Origin of the sequence: Burkholderia sp. Bp9015, assembly GCF_003853505.1 — a bacterium.
Classification (GTDB): Bacteria; Pseudomonadota; Gammaproteobacteria; order Burkholderiales; family Burkholderiaceae; genus Burkholderia.
Window position 1 is genome coordinate 60,367 of sequence record NZ_QTPZ01000001.1, and the last position, 14,399, is coordinate 74,765.

12 protein-coding genes are annotated in these 14,399 nt (G+C 67.5%); 3 read left to right on the top strand and 9 right to left on the bottom strand.

Annotation, left to right across the window (positions count from 1 at the left end):
* Nucleotides 1-142: 142 nt before the first annotated feature.
* From DIE12_RS00300 to DIE12_RS00330, 6 genes are all read right to left on the bottom strand, one after another.
* Nucleotides 143-919 carry a S9 family peptidase gene (locus DIE12_RS00300; protein WP_124519398.1) on the bottom strand — a complete coding sequence of 259 codons (777 nt, stop codon included), beginning with the start codon at nt 917-919 and terminating at the stop codon, nt 143-145.
* Nucleotides 916-2,058, bottom strand: a complete 1,143-nt coding sequence (locus DIE12_RS00305) for a DUF3182 family protein (protein WP_260428990.1) — start codon at nt 2,056-2,058, stop codon at nt 916-918. Before DIE12_RS00305 ends, DIE12_RS00300 begins: the two co-directional genes overlap by 4 nt.
* Nucleotides 2,059-2,464: 406 nt before the next feature.
* Nucleotides 2,465-2,674: a type II toxin-antitoxin system MqsA family antitoxin gene (locus DIE12_RS00315; protein ID WP_124519400.1), complete on the bottom strand. Its 210-nt coding sequence runs from the start codon at nt 2,672-2,674 to the stop codon at nt 2,465-2,467.
* A gap of 34 nt (nt 2,675-2,708) precedes the next feature.
* Entirely contained in the window at nt 2,709-3,743 is a 1,035-nt protein-coding gene (locus DIE12_RS00320; RefSeq protein WP_124519401.1) for a succinylglutamate desuccinylase/aspartoacylase family protein, read from the bottom strand.
* 243 nt (nt 3,744-3,986) lie between these two features.
* Nucleotides 3,987-4,262 carry a hypothetical protein gene (locus DIE12_RS00325; protein ID WP_124519402.1) on the bottom strand — a complete coding sequence of 92 codons (276 nt, stop codon included), beginning with the start codon at nt 4,260-4,262 and terminating at the stop codon, nt 3,987-3,989.
* Nucleotides 4,263-4,535: 273 nt separating this feature from the next.
* The gene (locus tag DIE12_RS00330) at nt 4,536-6,095 is read right to left on the bottom strand and encodes a sensor domain-containing diguanylate cyclase (RefSeq protein WP_124519403.1); all 1,560 of its coding nucleotides are present in this window, start codon (nt 6,093-6,095) and stop codon (nt 4,536-4,538) included.
* Nucleotides 6,096-6,591: 496 nt separating this feature from the next.
* Here DIE12_RS00330 and DIE12_RS00335 point away from each other — a divergent pair, with 496 nt between their 5' ends.
* The 3 genes from DIE12_RS00335 to DIE12_RS00345 are packed head-to-tail and all read left to right on the top strand — an operon-like array spanning nt 6,592 to nt 11,437.
* Nucleotides 6,592-9,468 carry a xanthine dehydrogenase family protein molybdopterin-binding subunit gene (locus DIE12_RS00335; protein WP_124519404.1) on the top strand — a complete coding sequence of 959 codons (2,877 nt, stop codon included), beginning with the start codon at nt 6,592-6,594 and terminating at the stop codon, nt 9,466-9,468.
* Nucleotides 9,465-10,181, top strand: a complete 717-nt coding sequence (locus DIE12_RS00340) for a (2Fe-2S)-binding protein (protein ID WP_124519405.1) — start codon at nt 9,465-9,467, stop codon at nt 10,179-10,181. Before DIE12_RS00335 ends, DIE12_RS00340 begins: the two co-directional genes overlap by 4 nt.
* Nucleotides 10,178-11,437 (top strand): cytochrome c, encoded by a 1,260-nt coding sequence (locus DIE12_RS00345; protein WP_124519406.1) that lies wholly within the window; start codon nt 10,178-10,180, stop codon nt 11,435-11,437. Before DIE12_RS00340 ends, DIE12_RS00345 begins: the two co-directional genes overlap by 4 nt.
* A gap of 95 nt (nt 11,438-11,532) precedes the next feature.
* On the opposite strand, the gene DIE12_RS37895 is transcribed toward DIE12_RS00345, so the two are convergent.
* From DIE12_RS37895 to DIE12_RS00355, 3 genes are all read right to left on the bottom strand, one after another.
* The gene (locus DIE12_RS37895; RefSeq protein WP_185640807.1) at nt 11,533-11,706 is read right to left on the bottom strand and encodes a hypothetical protein; all 174 of its coding nucleotides are present in this window, start codon (nt 11,704-11,706) and stop codon (nt 11,533-11,535) included.
* 275 nt (nt 11,707-11,981) lie between these two features.
* A complete protein-coding gene (gene pal / locus DIE12_RS00350) occupies nt 11,982-12,473 on the bottom strand; it encodes a peptidoglycan-associated lipoprotein Pal (RefSeq protein ID WP_124484754.1) in 492 nt (163 codons plus the stop codon).
* A gap of 335 nt (nt 12,474-12,808) precedes the next feature.
* Complete coding sequence (locus DIE12_RS00355) at nt 12,809-14,068, bottom strand: porin (RefSeq protein WP_124519407.1); 1,260 nt, start codon at nt 14,066-14,068, stop codon at nt 12,809-12,811.
* Nucleotides 14,069-14,399 lie beyond the last annotated feature (331 nt).

Here is a 14,399-nt window from a genome sequence, read left to right on the forward strand (position 1 = left end):
CACGGTGACCATGCGTCGAATCCACGTACAGCAGGAAGTTTGATAGCTTTGAGGCAAGCCCGATTTCCGTCCCGGTCTTGCTTGGAAAATCCCGGCTCTTCAGGGCGGGCCGGATCGGTCCGATCGGTGCACTGACGGGCTTCTACGTCTCTGCCTGAGCGGGCGCAGCTCCGCGGTCGCCTGCGCGCAGGCCCGCAACCATCTCGTTCAGCCAGTTCACGACAAGCGCGGTATAGGCACGTTGGCTGGGATCATCCGATAGTCCATGGTCCGCACCGTCGATGATCCGGTACGTGAGCGAATGGGCTTGCAAAAACGCCTGCAGATAGCTGGCGATCACGGTATGCGGCACGATCTCGTCGTGTTCCGATTCGACGAGCAGCACATCGCCTCGAAAGCGGGCCGCCGCACGCAACGCCCGATTTTCCGACGCTGGCACGGTGCGTTTGCGATACGCGACGAGATCATGTTCGACATGCAAGGCGCGCTTCGGCGTGTTCCATCCTTCGTCGAGGTAAAGCGCTGGTACGCGCAGACCCAGCCAGCGCACTGGGCGCAGTTCCGTCAGGATGGCTGCGAGATAGCCTCCGTAGCTGCTGCCGATCACTGCAACCGCATCGCGATCGATCAATGGATGTGCAACGAGCGTATCGTAGGCGGCCAGCAGATCCTGCAGGTTGGTTTCCCGGGTCACGTTTTGTTGTTCGTCCTGCGTACGCCCATGTCCCGTCAGATCGAAGGTCAGGCAAACGCAGCCGAATGCCGATGCCTGCCGGGCGCGCTCGAGATACTGTTCCTGATTGCCGCCCCAGCCGTGCACGAAAAGAATGCCCGGCACCGTTGTCTTCGGAGCGAGCAGGGTCCCGTCCAGGTAACCGTTCTCGACCTTGATCCGCACGCCATAACGCTCCGCTGTCATATGCCGTTGCTCCCTTGCAAGGTATTACGATCCACCGTGTAGTACTTCGTGATGGCTCCCGCTTGCGGATCGACGCCTCGATAGATGACGCAGGCGCCATCAGGCACCTGCACATCGCCTCCGTAAATCTCACGCGTCGACGCACGCACCGCATGCACCCGAGGATCTGCCCTGAACATTCGCAACGCGCCAAGCTCGGCGCCCGTTGCGCCGCCGATCCGCCACGACTGCTCGAGTACCCCGCAACGGCGCACGCCTTGTGCATCGATGCCCCAGGCGACGTCGTAGTTGCGTCTCGATGCAAAAAAACCGGCGTAGTCATTTTGCACGGCGGCATCGAATGCACGCGCCTTGATGATCGCCTCCTGGACATCGCTCATGACATCGAGCTGCATAAGCAGGTCGAAGCCACCATGCACGGCGACCAGGTCGGTGCCGCCATAGACGTGGTGGCCATGGTTATTGACTGTTAGATGCTGCACGCCATAGTAGCTCGCGACCAGATCGTCGAGCGTCACCTGACCGACGCTCAGCGTCTCAATGCTATCCAACTGCCTTTCGACGACGATGCCTTCGGCTCGCAGCGCCGCGTCACCAAGCGCATCGAGTTCTGCTTCCAGTTCGTCCATGTCGGCGACGATTGACTGTCCTGCTCCTCCGACCCCATAAGGGCGCTTGATCCGTACGCCGCCCTCCTGCCAAAGGATGCGCGCCGCGTTGCAGGCATCGACCCGCGAAAACGCCGCGTAGCCCGGCAGCACCAGCGAACCAATGTGCTCGCCGAATACGCGTGACCAGCCCGGCGGCGAGGCCTGCGCGTCATCAGGCAGCGCATGTGCGATCAGCTTCGTCGCGACAAACGCAAACGGCACGACGCCGCCGAACAGATAGCGCTCGGATCGCACGCCAAGCTTGCGCGCTTGCGCCAACGTCAGCGTATCGTCGGGGACCAGATATCGATGCGCGGGGTACGCATGCTTTTCATCGAACTCGCCCGCCAGTTCCGTGCCCTTGAGCTCAGCGATCTGTCGGGCGAGCGCCCAGAGCGTGCCGACGTCGTGGCCGGATTGAACGGATTTGCGTTGCCCACGATAGACGAGGACGACGGGCAGCGCCGGTGTCGCAGGAGATGAACGCATCTTCAAGTTGTCCTCCCCGCGTCGTGGCGCAATGATTGGGGATTCGTTGCTATGCGAGGGCATCATCGGTCGATGCCGATCCTTGCATAGAGCAAGGCTTGTGCCTTTGTCTATCCGACAATCGTTTGTCTGCGCGGGGCGGCGAGTCGAGCGTGCTGTAGCTCTGTCGCTCTACTGGAAAATTGGTCCGATCGTTGGCGGAAGATGAATGTGATTGATCTTCCAAATGGCTACTGTAGAGCCGAGCGACCGCAGTCCGATCTGGACAACTCCATCGCACCAGGCGTCCAGCCCATCTCGATCGAACGGCCGCTTTGTAGAAAGCCGGCCGTCCGCTTAGGGTCTGTACCGGTCATGACACGCCATCTACGCAGCGACCCTCATCCCATCGAACGACGACGTGCATCTAGTTCGGCCGCCCGTCGAATTGTGTGGCGAACCGTGTCATCGCATCACCGAGACGACTGGCATTTTCGATATCGAGCACCGCTTCGCCGCATGCCGGGCAGAAGTCGCCCGTTATACCTCGAACGACCGTGGACACACGCTGAAACGCATACGGAATATCGCGTGTGTCGCGAATCAGTTCGGCTTCACCGCAGGCGGGACATTTCATGTTCGTGATCTCCTCGACGACTCGATCACGCACATTACCCGATGACCCGCGGCGGCGTCGACGCCTCCGCCAGCTGAAACAGGCAATCGCCGCGCTGCACCTGCGCGGGCACGCGCTTGCACACCACTTCGCCGTCGCCCTTGAAGCGGTGCAGCACCGGTTCGCGCAGCGGCGTATCGGGGAAGTGCACCCACGCGGCCGGCTGGCCGGCCTTCACCTGGTCGCCGAGTTCGACGAGCGGTTCGTACAGCCCGCGTTCGTACGCGTAGACGAAGTGGCGATCGCCGTCGACGCGCAGGAAGCGCGTGACGGTCGGCGGCGCGTCGGGCACGAGCGCGCCGTGCAGCAGGCCGATGTAGCCGAGATAGTGCAGCAGCCCGTGACGGCCGAGCCGGATCAGCGACGGATCCGCCATCCCCGCACCGCCGAGTTCGGTCACGATCGAGATCGCGCCCTGCCGGCGCGCGGCCGAGGCCGAATGCACCGGGTTCGGCGCGTGCAGCAGCGCGTTCGGCAAGCCGAACGCGACGAGCAGCCCGTTGAGCTTCGCCGCTTCGTCGTCGTCGAGCGGGTCGATCGCGAGCATGTTGCCGCCCTGGTACAGCAGCGAGCTGCCGCCCGAATGCAGGTCGACCAGATACTGCGCGCGCGACAGCAGCGCATGCTCGATGTAGTGGGCGATCATCTGCGTCGGCGTGCCGGTCGGGTTGCCGGGAAAGCTGCGGTTCAGGTTGCCTTCGTCGAGCGGCGACACGCGCAGGCCCGCGTCGGCCGCGGGGAAATTGGCCATCGGCAGCAGGATCAGCTGCCCGGTGACGCTCTCCGGGTCGATCTCGCGCATCAGCTGCGACACGATGATCTGGCCTTCGTATTCGTCACCGTGGTTGCCGGCCATCACGAGCGCGACCGGGCCGTCGCCGTTGCGGATCGACGCGATCGGGATCGGCAGCCAGCCATACGCGGAGCGATGCACGGAATGCGGCAGGCGCAGATAGCCCGCATGCTTGCCTTGTGCATCGAGATCGATTTCGCAGTGGATGGGATTTCGGTGTGAGGAGGAGGCGGTCATGGCGACATCGTTCGGAGAACGGGAATCCGCCATCTTATCGGGAAACGACCGCCGCGCGGCGAGCGGTGCGGCCGAGGTCGAGCGCCGTCAGGCGGCCCGCGCGCGAACGCGCGGCAAGCGCAACCAGAGCAGCCGCGCGCGATGTTGCAGCGCTGAAACGCACGCCTGCGTGCGGGCCGGCCGCCTGCGCACGCCGCGTGGTGCGTCAGCCCCTTGCGGCGACGGGGCCGGCGCACGAGCGCGTCAGCGGCCCGATGTTTCAGCCTCGATACGGCCTTCTTCCCACAGCGTCCAGAAACGGCTGCCGGCGCGATACGGATTCGCGCGCCGCGCCGCGTGGTCGGTGACGCCCTGGCGAAACGCGCCGTACAGCGTCAGCGGCGGATTGTCGACGCACGCGGCTTCACGCGCCGCGGGCATGCGGCGCTCGGAAACGAGCCGCCGGATCAGCGAGGCACCGTCGATCACGTCCAGTTGATCGATCGTTTCCGCGCGGCTGAGAACTTCGACGGTATTCATGAGTGGCCTCCCTGACATCCTGTTTCCCGGTCAAGGAGCAATAAGAGTGCCAGCCATCAAATGCCGCGCGCCGTCGCGATCGTGCGGGCTTCTGCAGCGAACGCTACGCGCGGCGCGCGCCGATGTTACGGAACACGTCACGTGACATGGGCGGCCGCGGCGGAACACCTGCGCGCACGCGTCGAACCACGCAAGGCGTTTCCGGAATGAATCGCGGGAAGCGAACGGGCAAGCCGGACAGCGCGGCGGCCGCCGGCGGGAACGAGCGCGCGCTCAGCTCGCGGTCGCGGGCGTCACGCGGCTGCTTCCGGCCGAATAGAAGCGGTAGATCCCCTTGCCGGCCGACTTCGCGTCGTACAGCGCGCTGTCAGCCTGCCGGATCAGTTCGTCGGGTGAGCCGTGCCCGTCGTCGAGCGCGATGCCGATGCTGATCCCGAAGACGACGGTCTCGCCGATCGACAGCGTGTACGGCGCCGAGATCTGCCGGATGATCCGCGCGGCGAGGACCGAGCACGCCTGCATGGTGGTTGCGTCGAGCGCGACGATGAACTCGTCGCCGCCGACTCGCGCCGCCAGTTCGCCGGGCGGCAGCGTCTTGCCGAGCCGCTCGGCGACCTGCATGAGCACTTCGTCACCGGCCTGGTGGCCGAAGCGGTCGTTGATCGCCTTGAAGCCGTCGAGGTCGAGATACATGACGGCGAGCGCAGGGCTCGGCACGTGCGGCAGGTGCGGCCGGTGCGCGAGCATCCGTTTGAGTTGCGCATGCAACTCGTGGCGGTTCGGCAATCCCGTCAGCGCGTCGTGCCGCGCGAGGTGCCGGATATGCTGCTCGGTCTGGCGGCGCGCGGTGACGTCCTCGACGATGATCACCGCGTTGCCGTCCGGCACGCGGTGGCGTGTGAGTTCGAGCTGGCGGCCGTCGGCGAGCGCGATGTCGAGCGGCTCCGGTTCGTCATGGTTCAGCCAGAGGTCGCATTGCACGGCGAGACTGGCGCCGTCGGGATCGGTGAGCGCGTTCGCGCCGAGCGCCGCGACGACGTCGGGCAGCGGCGTGTCCAGCATGATCTCGCGCGGCGAGCCGAACAGCTGCGCGGTGCGGCGGTTCGCGACGATCACGCGGCTTTCGCCGTCGATCATGCACAGGCCGTGCGGCATGTAGGTGAGGGCGGCGTCGAAGCGCGCGACTAGCTCGGCGTTGCGCTGGCGTGCGGCGATCAGCGCGACCAGCACGCGGTAATGGCGTTCGACGACCGTACGCATGGCCGCGAGATAGATCACGAGCGGCGGCAGCAGCAGCCATGCGCCGGGCCGCTGGACCAGCAGCGCGCCGACGCCGATCGGCACGACGCCGAGCGTGACCTGCGTCATCGCGAGCCGCGGCAGCGCCGAATTGCGCGACGCGATCCCGCCGAACACGCCGCCCGCGACCATTACGGCCAGCGTGCCGAGCTCGACGTCGGGCGCATCCACGCAGCCCATCACGCCGAGGCCGAGCACGCAGCACGCGGCGAGCGACACGGGCGCATAGCGCCGGGCCCAGTATTCGGCGCGATCGTCGCCGGCGGCACGACGTACCGCATACGCACGTGCGATCGCGAGCCGCGCGGCGAGCAGGCCGACGTCGACGACGAGCCACACGAAACACCAGAGTTGTTGCAGCCGGATCAGCGCGATCGCCGCGACGAACGCGCTGGCGAAGCCGGACAGCGCCATCGGACGCACGTCCTCGAACAGCGTGACGAGCATCGACGGGCGCAGCGCGGCCGTCACGTAGTGATCGCCGCAGGGGGGCGTGGCGAGAACGGCGTTCAGGAGGCGTGCCTTGACTGCCATGGCTATTTTGACCTCGACACGATGCGGTGCACTGCCGGCCGCCCCGCCCGGCACGGGATGGCCGGCGAACCGGATGCGCACGACATTAACATGAAACATCGGCCGCGCGTGCCGTGCGGGGACGTCGGCGCGTCGTCGTCAACTTCGTTCGCGCGCATCTTGCGGATCGCCGATGCGCAGGCAGGATCGTTGCAGACGGAACGATCTCGGGCGGCCGCGCGCGGACCGGTTTCAGCCCGCGCCGCACGCGGGCCGCCGATGGCGCACGATCGGCCGGCAGCCACCGATGCGGCCGGCGCGACACCGCGCAGTCGCACGCGTGTGCCGCCCGCGACCGCGCGCCGCAGCTCGTCCGAATCCCGTTATAAGAAATCCAATAAGCAATTCATGCGAGAAATACTATAGGCGATATATCAAAAACAATGCCAGAATGCGCGCCGCTCCGAACGCCGCGACACCCGATCGCCGTCCGAGCCGCATCAGGAGGTTCCCCCCAATGAAAAACCACGGCCTGTCACGGCGGGGTTTTCTGAAAGCCAGCGTGCTGGCGGGCGTCGCGGTCTACGTCGCGCCCATCGGCAGCCGCGCGTTCGCGGCGCTCTTCGAAGAAAAACTCCTCACTCCCGTCAAATGGGATAGCGTCACCGGCATCCCCCAATTCCGCATCGACGGCATCGCGAAGGTCACGGGCTCGAAAGTGTTCGCCCGCGACGTGCGCGCGGCCGACATGCCGCACTGGCCGCAGCAGCAGTCGCACGCGCTGATCCTGCGCGTCACGCAGGCCGACCGCACCTACGAGGGCTTCGACCTGTCGCTGCTCGGCGACGAGCTGAAGCCGGACCGCGTGGTCACGGCCGACGATCTCGCGCGCGACGGCGTCGCGTTCCCGACGTTCTACGGCGACGACATGCTGTTGCCCGCCGGCAAGACGCCCGCGTATCTCGGCCATGCGGTCGCGATCCTGATCTACCACGACTTCGCGCGCTTCCGCTTCGCGAAGAACGCGCTCAAGTTCCGCGACGACGTGATCCGCTACGGCGCGGTCACGGGCCCGCTCGAGCGCGATCCGTGGGGTACCTTCCGCTACGTGCGGGTGGGCGGCAAGACGGCCTACGACGACGATGTCTATTCGAGCCTGAAGGATGCGCCGATCTTCCCGAGCATGATGCGCAAGCACCTGCCGGTCTGGCCGGACGGCAAGGAGCACGGCAAGCTCGACGAGCAGGGGATGTTTCTCGCCGGCCAGATCGCCGCGGAACTCGACCATCCGTCGGCCGACTGGCTCGTGTTCGACCGCGAGTACAACACGCAGTCGGTCGACACCGCCGCGCTCGAACCCGACAACGCGAACTGCTGGTACGACGCCGCGACGCAGTCGCTGCACCTCGTCGTGCCGACCCAGTCGCCGCTCGAAGTGTCGGAGAACGCGGCCGCGATGGTCGCGAAATGCCGCTTCCCGGTGAAGAAGCTGTTCGTGCATCCGTGCTACACGGTCGGCTACGGCTCGAAGGATCACTTCAACGTGCCGTTCTACGGGCTCGTCTGCGCGCTGTACGCGGACGGCCGCCCCGTGCGGTTCGCGAACGACCGCTACGAGCAGTTCCAGACGTCGCTGAAGCGTCACGCGTTCAGGATGCGTTACCGGATCGCGGTCGACCGCAACACGGGCCTGCTGCAATCGTTCAAGGGCGACTTCGAGGCGAACGGCGGCGGGCGCTCGAATTTCTCGCCGTCGGTGGCGATGGTCGGCGCGACGGCCGCGCAATCGATCTACTACTTCCCGAAGAGCGACCTCGCGGCGGTCGCGATCGCGTCGCGTGCGATCGATGCCGGCTCCGCCCGCGGCTACGGCACGCTGCAGAGCATGGCCGCGACCGAGATGGCCGTCGACGAGATCGCCGCGCAACTGAACCTCGACCCGATCGAATTCCGCCTGCGCAACGCGCTGCGTTCGGGGATGAAGAACACCCAGGGCGCGATTCCCGCCGGCGCGCTGCGCGTCGACGAAGTGCTGGAGCGCGCGAGGCAGCATCCGCTGTGGACGCGTCGCGCGGCGCGCAAGGCCGAATTCGAGGCCGCGAACCCGGGCAAGCGCTACGGTGTCGGCTTCGCGTGCGTGCAGAAGGACTTCGGCACGGGCGCCGAGGCATCGTTCGCGAAGGTCGAATTCGACGAGAACGGCAAGGTGTCGCTGCAACACACGGCTGCCGAGATCGGCACCGGGATGTCGACGTCGCAGGCCGTCGCGGTCGCGAAGTGGCTCGGCCGCCCGGCAACCGAGGTGCGCGTCGCGGTGACCGAATGGCCCGACCTGCCGGTCGAGACGAGCGGCGATCCGTACCTGATGTCGCAGGCCGACCAGGATCGGCTGAGCGCGAATCCGCGCTGGTCGCCGGGCTATGCGTCGCCGTCGAGCGCGACCAACTCCGCGTACTACTTCACGCACAGCACGCGCGAGGCCGCGCGCGCGGTGTTCCGCTACGGGCTGTGGCCGGCCGCGATGTCGATCTGGACGCGCGGCCTCGGCGGCGGCCAGGCCGCGCCGTACACGATCCGCATCGAGGACGCGCGCTGGGTCGACGGCAAGCTGAGCGCCGACGGCCTCGAGCCGCTGACGTTCGAGCAGCTCGCGAAGCAGGCGCATGCGCTCGGCCTGCCGACCGGCGCCGTCGTGCACGTGTTCAACCGCTGGCAATGGACCGACGCCGAGTTCGACGTGGGCGGCGCGGTCGAGCGTCTGCCGATCGACGGGCTGTCGCTGCGTGTCGGCGCGCCGAAGACGGGCGCCGACGGCCCGCTGCCAGGCACCGTCGCGCCGGCCGGCGCGACCGCGCTGCACGGCACGCTGGCGCCGACCGCGAACGGCTATCGCGTGCTGGACCGCAAGCGCGTGTTCATCCCGCCGACGAGCCGCAACAACGCGGCCGTCACGTACTACACGGCGGTCGGCACGATCGTCGAGCTGGCCGTGCACGAAGCGACCGGCAAGGTCGAGCTGCTCACGCATCACTCGATCATGGAGTGCGGCAACCAGATCTCGCCGCAGCTCGTGTCGGGCCAGCTGCAGGGCGGCCTCGCGATGGGTATCGGCCATGCGCTGCACGAGTACCTGCCGCTCTACGAAGACGGCCCGGGCAACGGCACGTGGAACTTCAACCGTTATCAGCTGCCGCGCGCGAGCGACGTCGCCGTGTGGTCGCAGACGGGCGACGTCCTGCCGCCGCTGTCCGAGACCGATCCGCCGAAGGGTGTCGCCGAAGTGGTGATGATCCCCGTCGTCGGCGCGATCGTGAACGGCATCGCGCACGCGATCGGCCATCGTTTCACCGACTTGCCGGTGACCCCGCAAAAGATTCAGGAGGTGCTCGCATGACGACCGCCCAAACCGCCGCGTCGGCCGCGAGCGCCAGCGCGGCCGCGACCGCCGCGTCCGTGCCGAACGCGGCTTCGGCCGCGCCGGCATCCGCATCCGCTGCGGTGCCGGCTGCATCGGCTGTATCCGCCGCAGCTCCGGCCGCCGTCGAGCGTCCGCTCGTGCGCTTTCAGCTGAAGCCGCTGTCGGTGAAGATCAACGGCAAGTCCGTCGGCCCGATGCAGGTGCCCGAGGGGCTGATGATGATCGAGTTCCTGCACGAGTACGCGGGCCTCACCGGTTCGCGGCTCGGCTGCGGGCAGGGCATCTGCCACGCATGCGTCGTGATCGTCGACAAGCCGGACGGCACCAGCGAGGAAATGCGCACCTGCATCACCGGCGCGCACTTCTTCCACGGCCGTTCGATCCGCACGATCGAAGGCCACGCGAAGCGCAACGAAGCCGGCGAAGTGGTGGAACTGTCGCCGATCCAGCAGAAGTTCCTCGAGCACTTCAGCTTCCAGTGCGGCTACTGCACGCCGGGTTTCGTCAACGCGGCGACGGTGCTGATCGAGCGGCTGACGCGCGAGCCGGTCGCGAAGACCGACGTCGAGCGCACGATCACCGACGCGCTGAACGCGCACCTCTGCCGCTGCACGGGTTACGTCCGCTACTACCAGGCCGTGAAGGACGTGATCCTGACGACGCCGGGACTCGTGAAGGACGCCGCATGAAACGCACATTCGCCCATCGTGCCGCGCGGGCCGCGGGCCTGCCCGCGCTCGCGGCCGCCTGCGCGCTGCTGCTCGCCGCCTGCGGCGGCCAAGACGCGCCTGCCTCGAACGCGGCTTCCGGCGCGCCCGGCGCCGACCCGGTCGCGCGTGGCCGCTATCTCGTCAAGGCCGCCGACTGCGCGGCGTGCCACACCGCGAAGGACGGCGCGCCGTTCGCCGGCGGGGCGCCGCTCGAATCGCCGTTCGGCACGTTCTACGGTTCGAACATCACGCCCGACAAGGATCACGGGATCGGCAGCTGGAGCGCGGACGACTTCTACGCCGCGCTGCACGACGGCAAGGCTCCGGCCAAGCGGCTGTATCCGTCGATGCCGTACACGTCGTACCGGCAACTCACGCGCGCCGATAGCGACGCGATGTACGCGTACCTGAGGACCGTGAAGCCGGTCGCGCAGGAGAACCGCGCGCACGCACTCAAGTTCCCGTACAACCTGCGCTTCGGCATGGTGTTCTGGGACATGGTGTTCCTGAAGGACAGCCTGCCCGACGCGTCGCGCGGCCAGTCCGCCGACTGGCGGCGCGGCCGCTACCTGGCGGGCGCGCTCGGCCACTGCGCGGAATGCCACACGCCGCGTGCGTTCACGGGCCAGCTCGACGGCGCGAAGCCGTTCGCGGGCGCGGCGCTCGGCCGCGTGGCCGCACCGGACATCACGCCGGCCGGCCTCGCCGCGCGCGGCTGGACGGGCACCGACCTGCAGACGTTCTTCGGCGTCGGCATCGCGCCGCAAGGCTCGGCGTTCGGCGAAATGTATCCGGTCGTGCACCTGAGCACGCAGTACCTGGCGAAGGACGACCTGCGCGCGCTGTCCGTGTACCTGCTCGGCGATACGCCGCCGGCACCCCAGCCGGTGAAGCCGGTGTCGGCCGACGCCGCGCAGCTCGCGGCCGGCCGCTCGGTTTATCTCGCGGTGTGCGCGGGCTGCCACGGCTTCAACGGCGAAGGCAAGCCGCACGTGGCGGTGCCGATGAACGGCAATTCGACGCTGCGTCAGGGCGACGCGCGCAACCTGCTGGTCGCGATGCTCGACGGCGTCGACGAGCAGAAGTTTGCCGGCTACGAAAACCTGCAGCCGATGCCGGGTTTCGCGCACACGCTGAGCGACGACGAACTCGCGCAGCTCGCGAACTACCTGCGTGCGACATGGGGCGGACAGCCCGCAAGCGTCACGCCGGCCGACGTGAAGGCCATGCGTTGAGCCGTCGAGCGGCAGGGCGGGGCGTCGCGCGCAACGCAGCCGGTTCCCGGCCGTGTTCCCGCGCGATGCCTCGCCCGATTCCGGGAGGCGGTGTTTCAGTAGCCGCCGCCTCCTCCTCCGCCACCACTACCCCCTCCGTTGCCGCCCGCGCCGCCGTAGCGGCTCATGCCGGATCCTTGCGACATCCCGCCGCCCGACGACGTACATCCCGCCGACAGCACCAGCATCAGCGCCGCGACGAGCGCCGCGGCCAATCTTGCCGATTTCATTTCACTCTCCTTGGACCGCGCAGGCCGCGCGGCAGGGCGGTTCGCGTGAACCGGCGACCGCGCGATGACGAAACGTCTCCGTCAGGCGGTTTATTCCATGTTTTTTGGGTATCGGTGCGTCGCGGCATATAGCGACACGAATCGGCGCGCGGGGCGCACGCGCGTCGGGCGGCGCCGTGCTCACACGAGCACGCAGCCGGGGCGCCCCGGCGATTCGTCGCATGACAGGTAACGGGAGGACGGGGCCGGAATGTCGCCGTCGCGGCGGCATCCGGTCAACGATAGACGAGATCGGCGCGGCGGTTCTGCGCCCATGAATCTTCGTCGTGGCCGAGCGCGACCGGCTTTTCCTTGCCGAGGCTGACCGCTTCGAGTTGCGTGGCCTGCACGCCCAGCGTTTCGAGCGCGCCCATCACGGCTTGCGACCGGCGTTGGCCGAGCGCGAGGTTGTATTCGGACGTCCCGCGTTCGTCGGTGTTGCCCTGGATCAGCACGCGGCGCGACGGATGGCTGCGCAGGTAGTCGGCGTGCGCCTGCAGCAGCGTCTGGTATTCCGGCTTCACGGAGTACTGGTCGAAATCGAAGTAGACGCTGCGCTTCGCGAGCGGGCTGTTCGGATTGTCGAGATCGTCGGCCGCCACCGTGGCGACCGCTTCGCTCGATGGCGCCGGCGCCATCTCGGCATTCTCGGGCGTTTTCGCCGCGTGGTGGCAACCCGCCAGCAGCGCGAACGCCGCAATGACCGCGAATCGGTTCGTTTTGCTCATCGTGCGTCTCCTGCGGTTGACTGCATGGAAAGCGTGGTGCGGGCGATCTGCCGCATCACGCATGCGGCGAGACGGCACGAAAGCGCCGGCTTCCGTGCGCGATGCGCTTTCGTAAGCCGGCGACGTGCCGGATGAAAGATTGTCTCGGCCGGACGCCGACGCACGGCGCCGCTGCAACAAGATTAGGAAAAATGTCACAGCGTGACCAGTTTCTCCGTCTTTTTCGCGCGGAAACGACGCAGGACGCATTCTTGCTTGCGCGAACGCGCGCAGCATGCGCCGCGCATGCGTGATGCGCCTTTCCGGTGCGGGTGTGGCGCGCGTCGCCGGCGCACTCAGAACTTGTGCCGCAGCCCGAGCGCGACCACGACCTGGTTGCTGTTGGCCGAAGGCGTCATGGTCCAGACGGTCGCGTTGAACGCGGGGTTGCCGTTGCCGCCGCTCACGCTTTGATAGACGGCTTCGAGATACGCGTCCGTGCGTTTCGAGAACGCGTAGTCCGCCTGCGTGACCACCTGGTTCCATTTCGGGCGCGTCTGGCCCGTGCGCGTGTCGAAACGGCCCATCGTGTACGTGTACGCGGCGGCCACGCTGAACGCCGGCGTGACGAAGTAGCGGCCGTCGACCGTGAAGTTGTCGAACACGAGCGATTCACCCTTCAGCGGGGTGATGCCGCTGCCCTGGAGCACGCCGCTCACGCCGTCGGTGGCCGAGTGCGACCATGAGGCACCGACCGAATGCGGGCCGAACGCATAGCGGCCGGCCAGGGCCCAGATCTGCTGGTTGCCGCCCGTGATCGTCGCGGAGCCGTCGAGCGTGCTCAATGCGCCGTCCGGATTCGGCGCGTTGCGGTCGCGGCTGATCTTCAGGTAACCGGCGCCGAGCTTCAGCGGCCCGTTCGCATACCCGAGCCCCGCGCTCCATACGGCGTTGTTCGAGAACGCGCCGGCCGTGTTCGAGAATCCGAACATCGCGCCGAGCGTCAGCCCGCGATACGTCGGGCTCGTGTACTTCACCGCATGGTTGATGCGCAGGTTGCGGTTCGAGTCGTCGTTGTCGTACGGATGCACCGCGAGGTTGCCGCCCCAGCCGGGGCCCGACGCGCCGAGCGGCGTCACGAAATCGAGAATCAGGTCGTACTGGCGGCCGAACGTGAGCGTGCCGGCCGTCCGCGAGCTCAGGCCGAGCCACGCCTGACGGCCGAACAGGTCGACGCCTTTCTGCGACAGCTTGCCGGTCGTGCCCGAGAAGCCGTTCTCGAGCGTGAAGACCGCTGCCGTCCCGCCGCCGAGATCCTCGCGGCCGCGCAGCCCCCAGCGCGACGCGTTCAACGCACCGCTCGTCATTGCGACGCTGCCGCTGCCCGGCGAACCGGCGCCTTGCGTACGCTGGTTGGTCGAATAGGTGATCGACGTATCGATCAGGCCGTACAGCGTCACGCTGCTCTGTGCTCGCGCGGCGCAGGGAATCAGGAAGCCGGCCGCACAGGCGGCAATCACGCTCAGCGGGAGCGCACCGGTACGACGGCCGCGGCGGGCGGCAAGCGGCGCGGCGACGCGTGCGCCGGCGGGCTTGGTTGTTTTATAGGAATGCATATGACTTTTTTCGCTGGTCTCCGGCCCGATCGCCGGTGGGTCGTATCGGCGCGCGGGCCGACGGATCGAGTGGGCATTATTGGAGAACGTGCGACCGGCGATTAAGGCGCTGCACAGGAAAGGTCCTCTGCGGGATCGCGTGGAATCGCGGCGTTTCCACACGGGGTGTTTCGATCGAATCTGCGGGAATTCGGCCGTCGCGCATGCGGAACGATTCGGCAGCGCCGGGGCGGTTCAGCGTGAGCATCGGCGCGGTCAGGAGCAGGCGGCGGAGGGCGGCGGGGTGGTGACGCGTCGCGAAAGGCGTGTGCCGCCGGTCGGCGGCATCGTG

Coding starts and splice junctions, on each gene's coding strand:
- DIE12_RS00315 (WP_124519400.1), bottom strand. CDS start 2,674: ATGAAATGTCCCGCCTGCGGTGAAGCCGAACTGATTCGCGACACACGC.
- DIE12_RS00300 (WP_124519398.1), bottom strand. CDS start 919: ATGACAGCGGAGCGTTATGGCGTGCGGATCAAGGTCGAGAACGGTTAC.
- DIE12_RS00345 (WP_124519406.1), top strand. CDS start 10,178: ATGAAACGCACATTCGCCCATCGTGCCGCGCGGGCCGCGGGCCTGCCC.
- pal (WP_124484754.1), bottom strand. CDS start 12,473: ATGAGCAAAACGAACCGATTCGCGGTCATTGCGGCGTTCGCGCTGCTG.
- DIE12_RS00305 (WP_260428990.1), bottom strand. CDS start 2,058: ATGCGTTCATCTCCTGCGACACCGGCGCTGCCCGTCGTCCTCGTCTAT.
- DIE12_RS00320 (WP_124519401.1), bottom strand. CDS start 3,743: ATGACCGCCTCCTCCTCACACCGAAATCCCATCCACTGCGAAATCGAT.
- DIE12_RS37895 (WP_185640807.1), bottom strand. CDS start 11,706: ATGAAATCGGCAAGATTGGCCGCGGCGCTCGTCGCGGCGCTGATGCTG.
- DIE12_RS00325 (WP_124519402.1), bottom strand. CDS start 4,262: ATGAATACCGTCGAAGTTCTCAGCCGCGCGGAAACGATCGATCAACTG.
- DIE12_RS00330 (WP_124519403.1), bottom strand. CDS start 6,095: ATGGCAGTCAAGGCACGCCTCCTGAACGCCGTTCTCGCCACGCCCCCC.
- DIE12_RS00335 (WP_124519404.1), top strand. CDS start 6,592: ATGAAAAACCACGGCCTGTCACGGCGGGGTTTTCTGAAAGCCAGCGTG.
- DIE12_RS00355 (WP_124519407.1), bottom strand. CDS start 14,068: ATGCATTCCTATAAAACAACCAAGCCCGCCGGCGCACGCGTCGCCGCG.
- DIE12_RS00340 (WP_124519405.1), top strand. CDS start 9,465: ATGACGACCGCCCAAACCGCCGCGTCGGCCGCGAGCGCCAGCGCGGCC.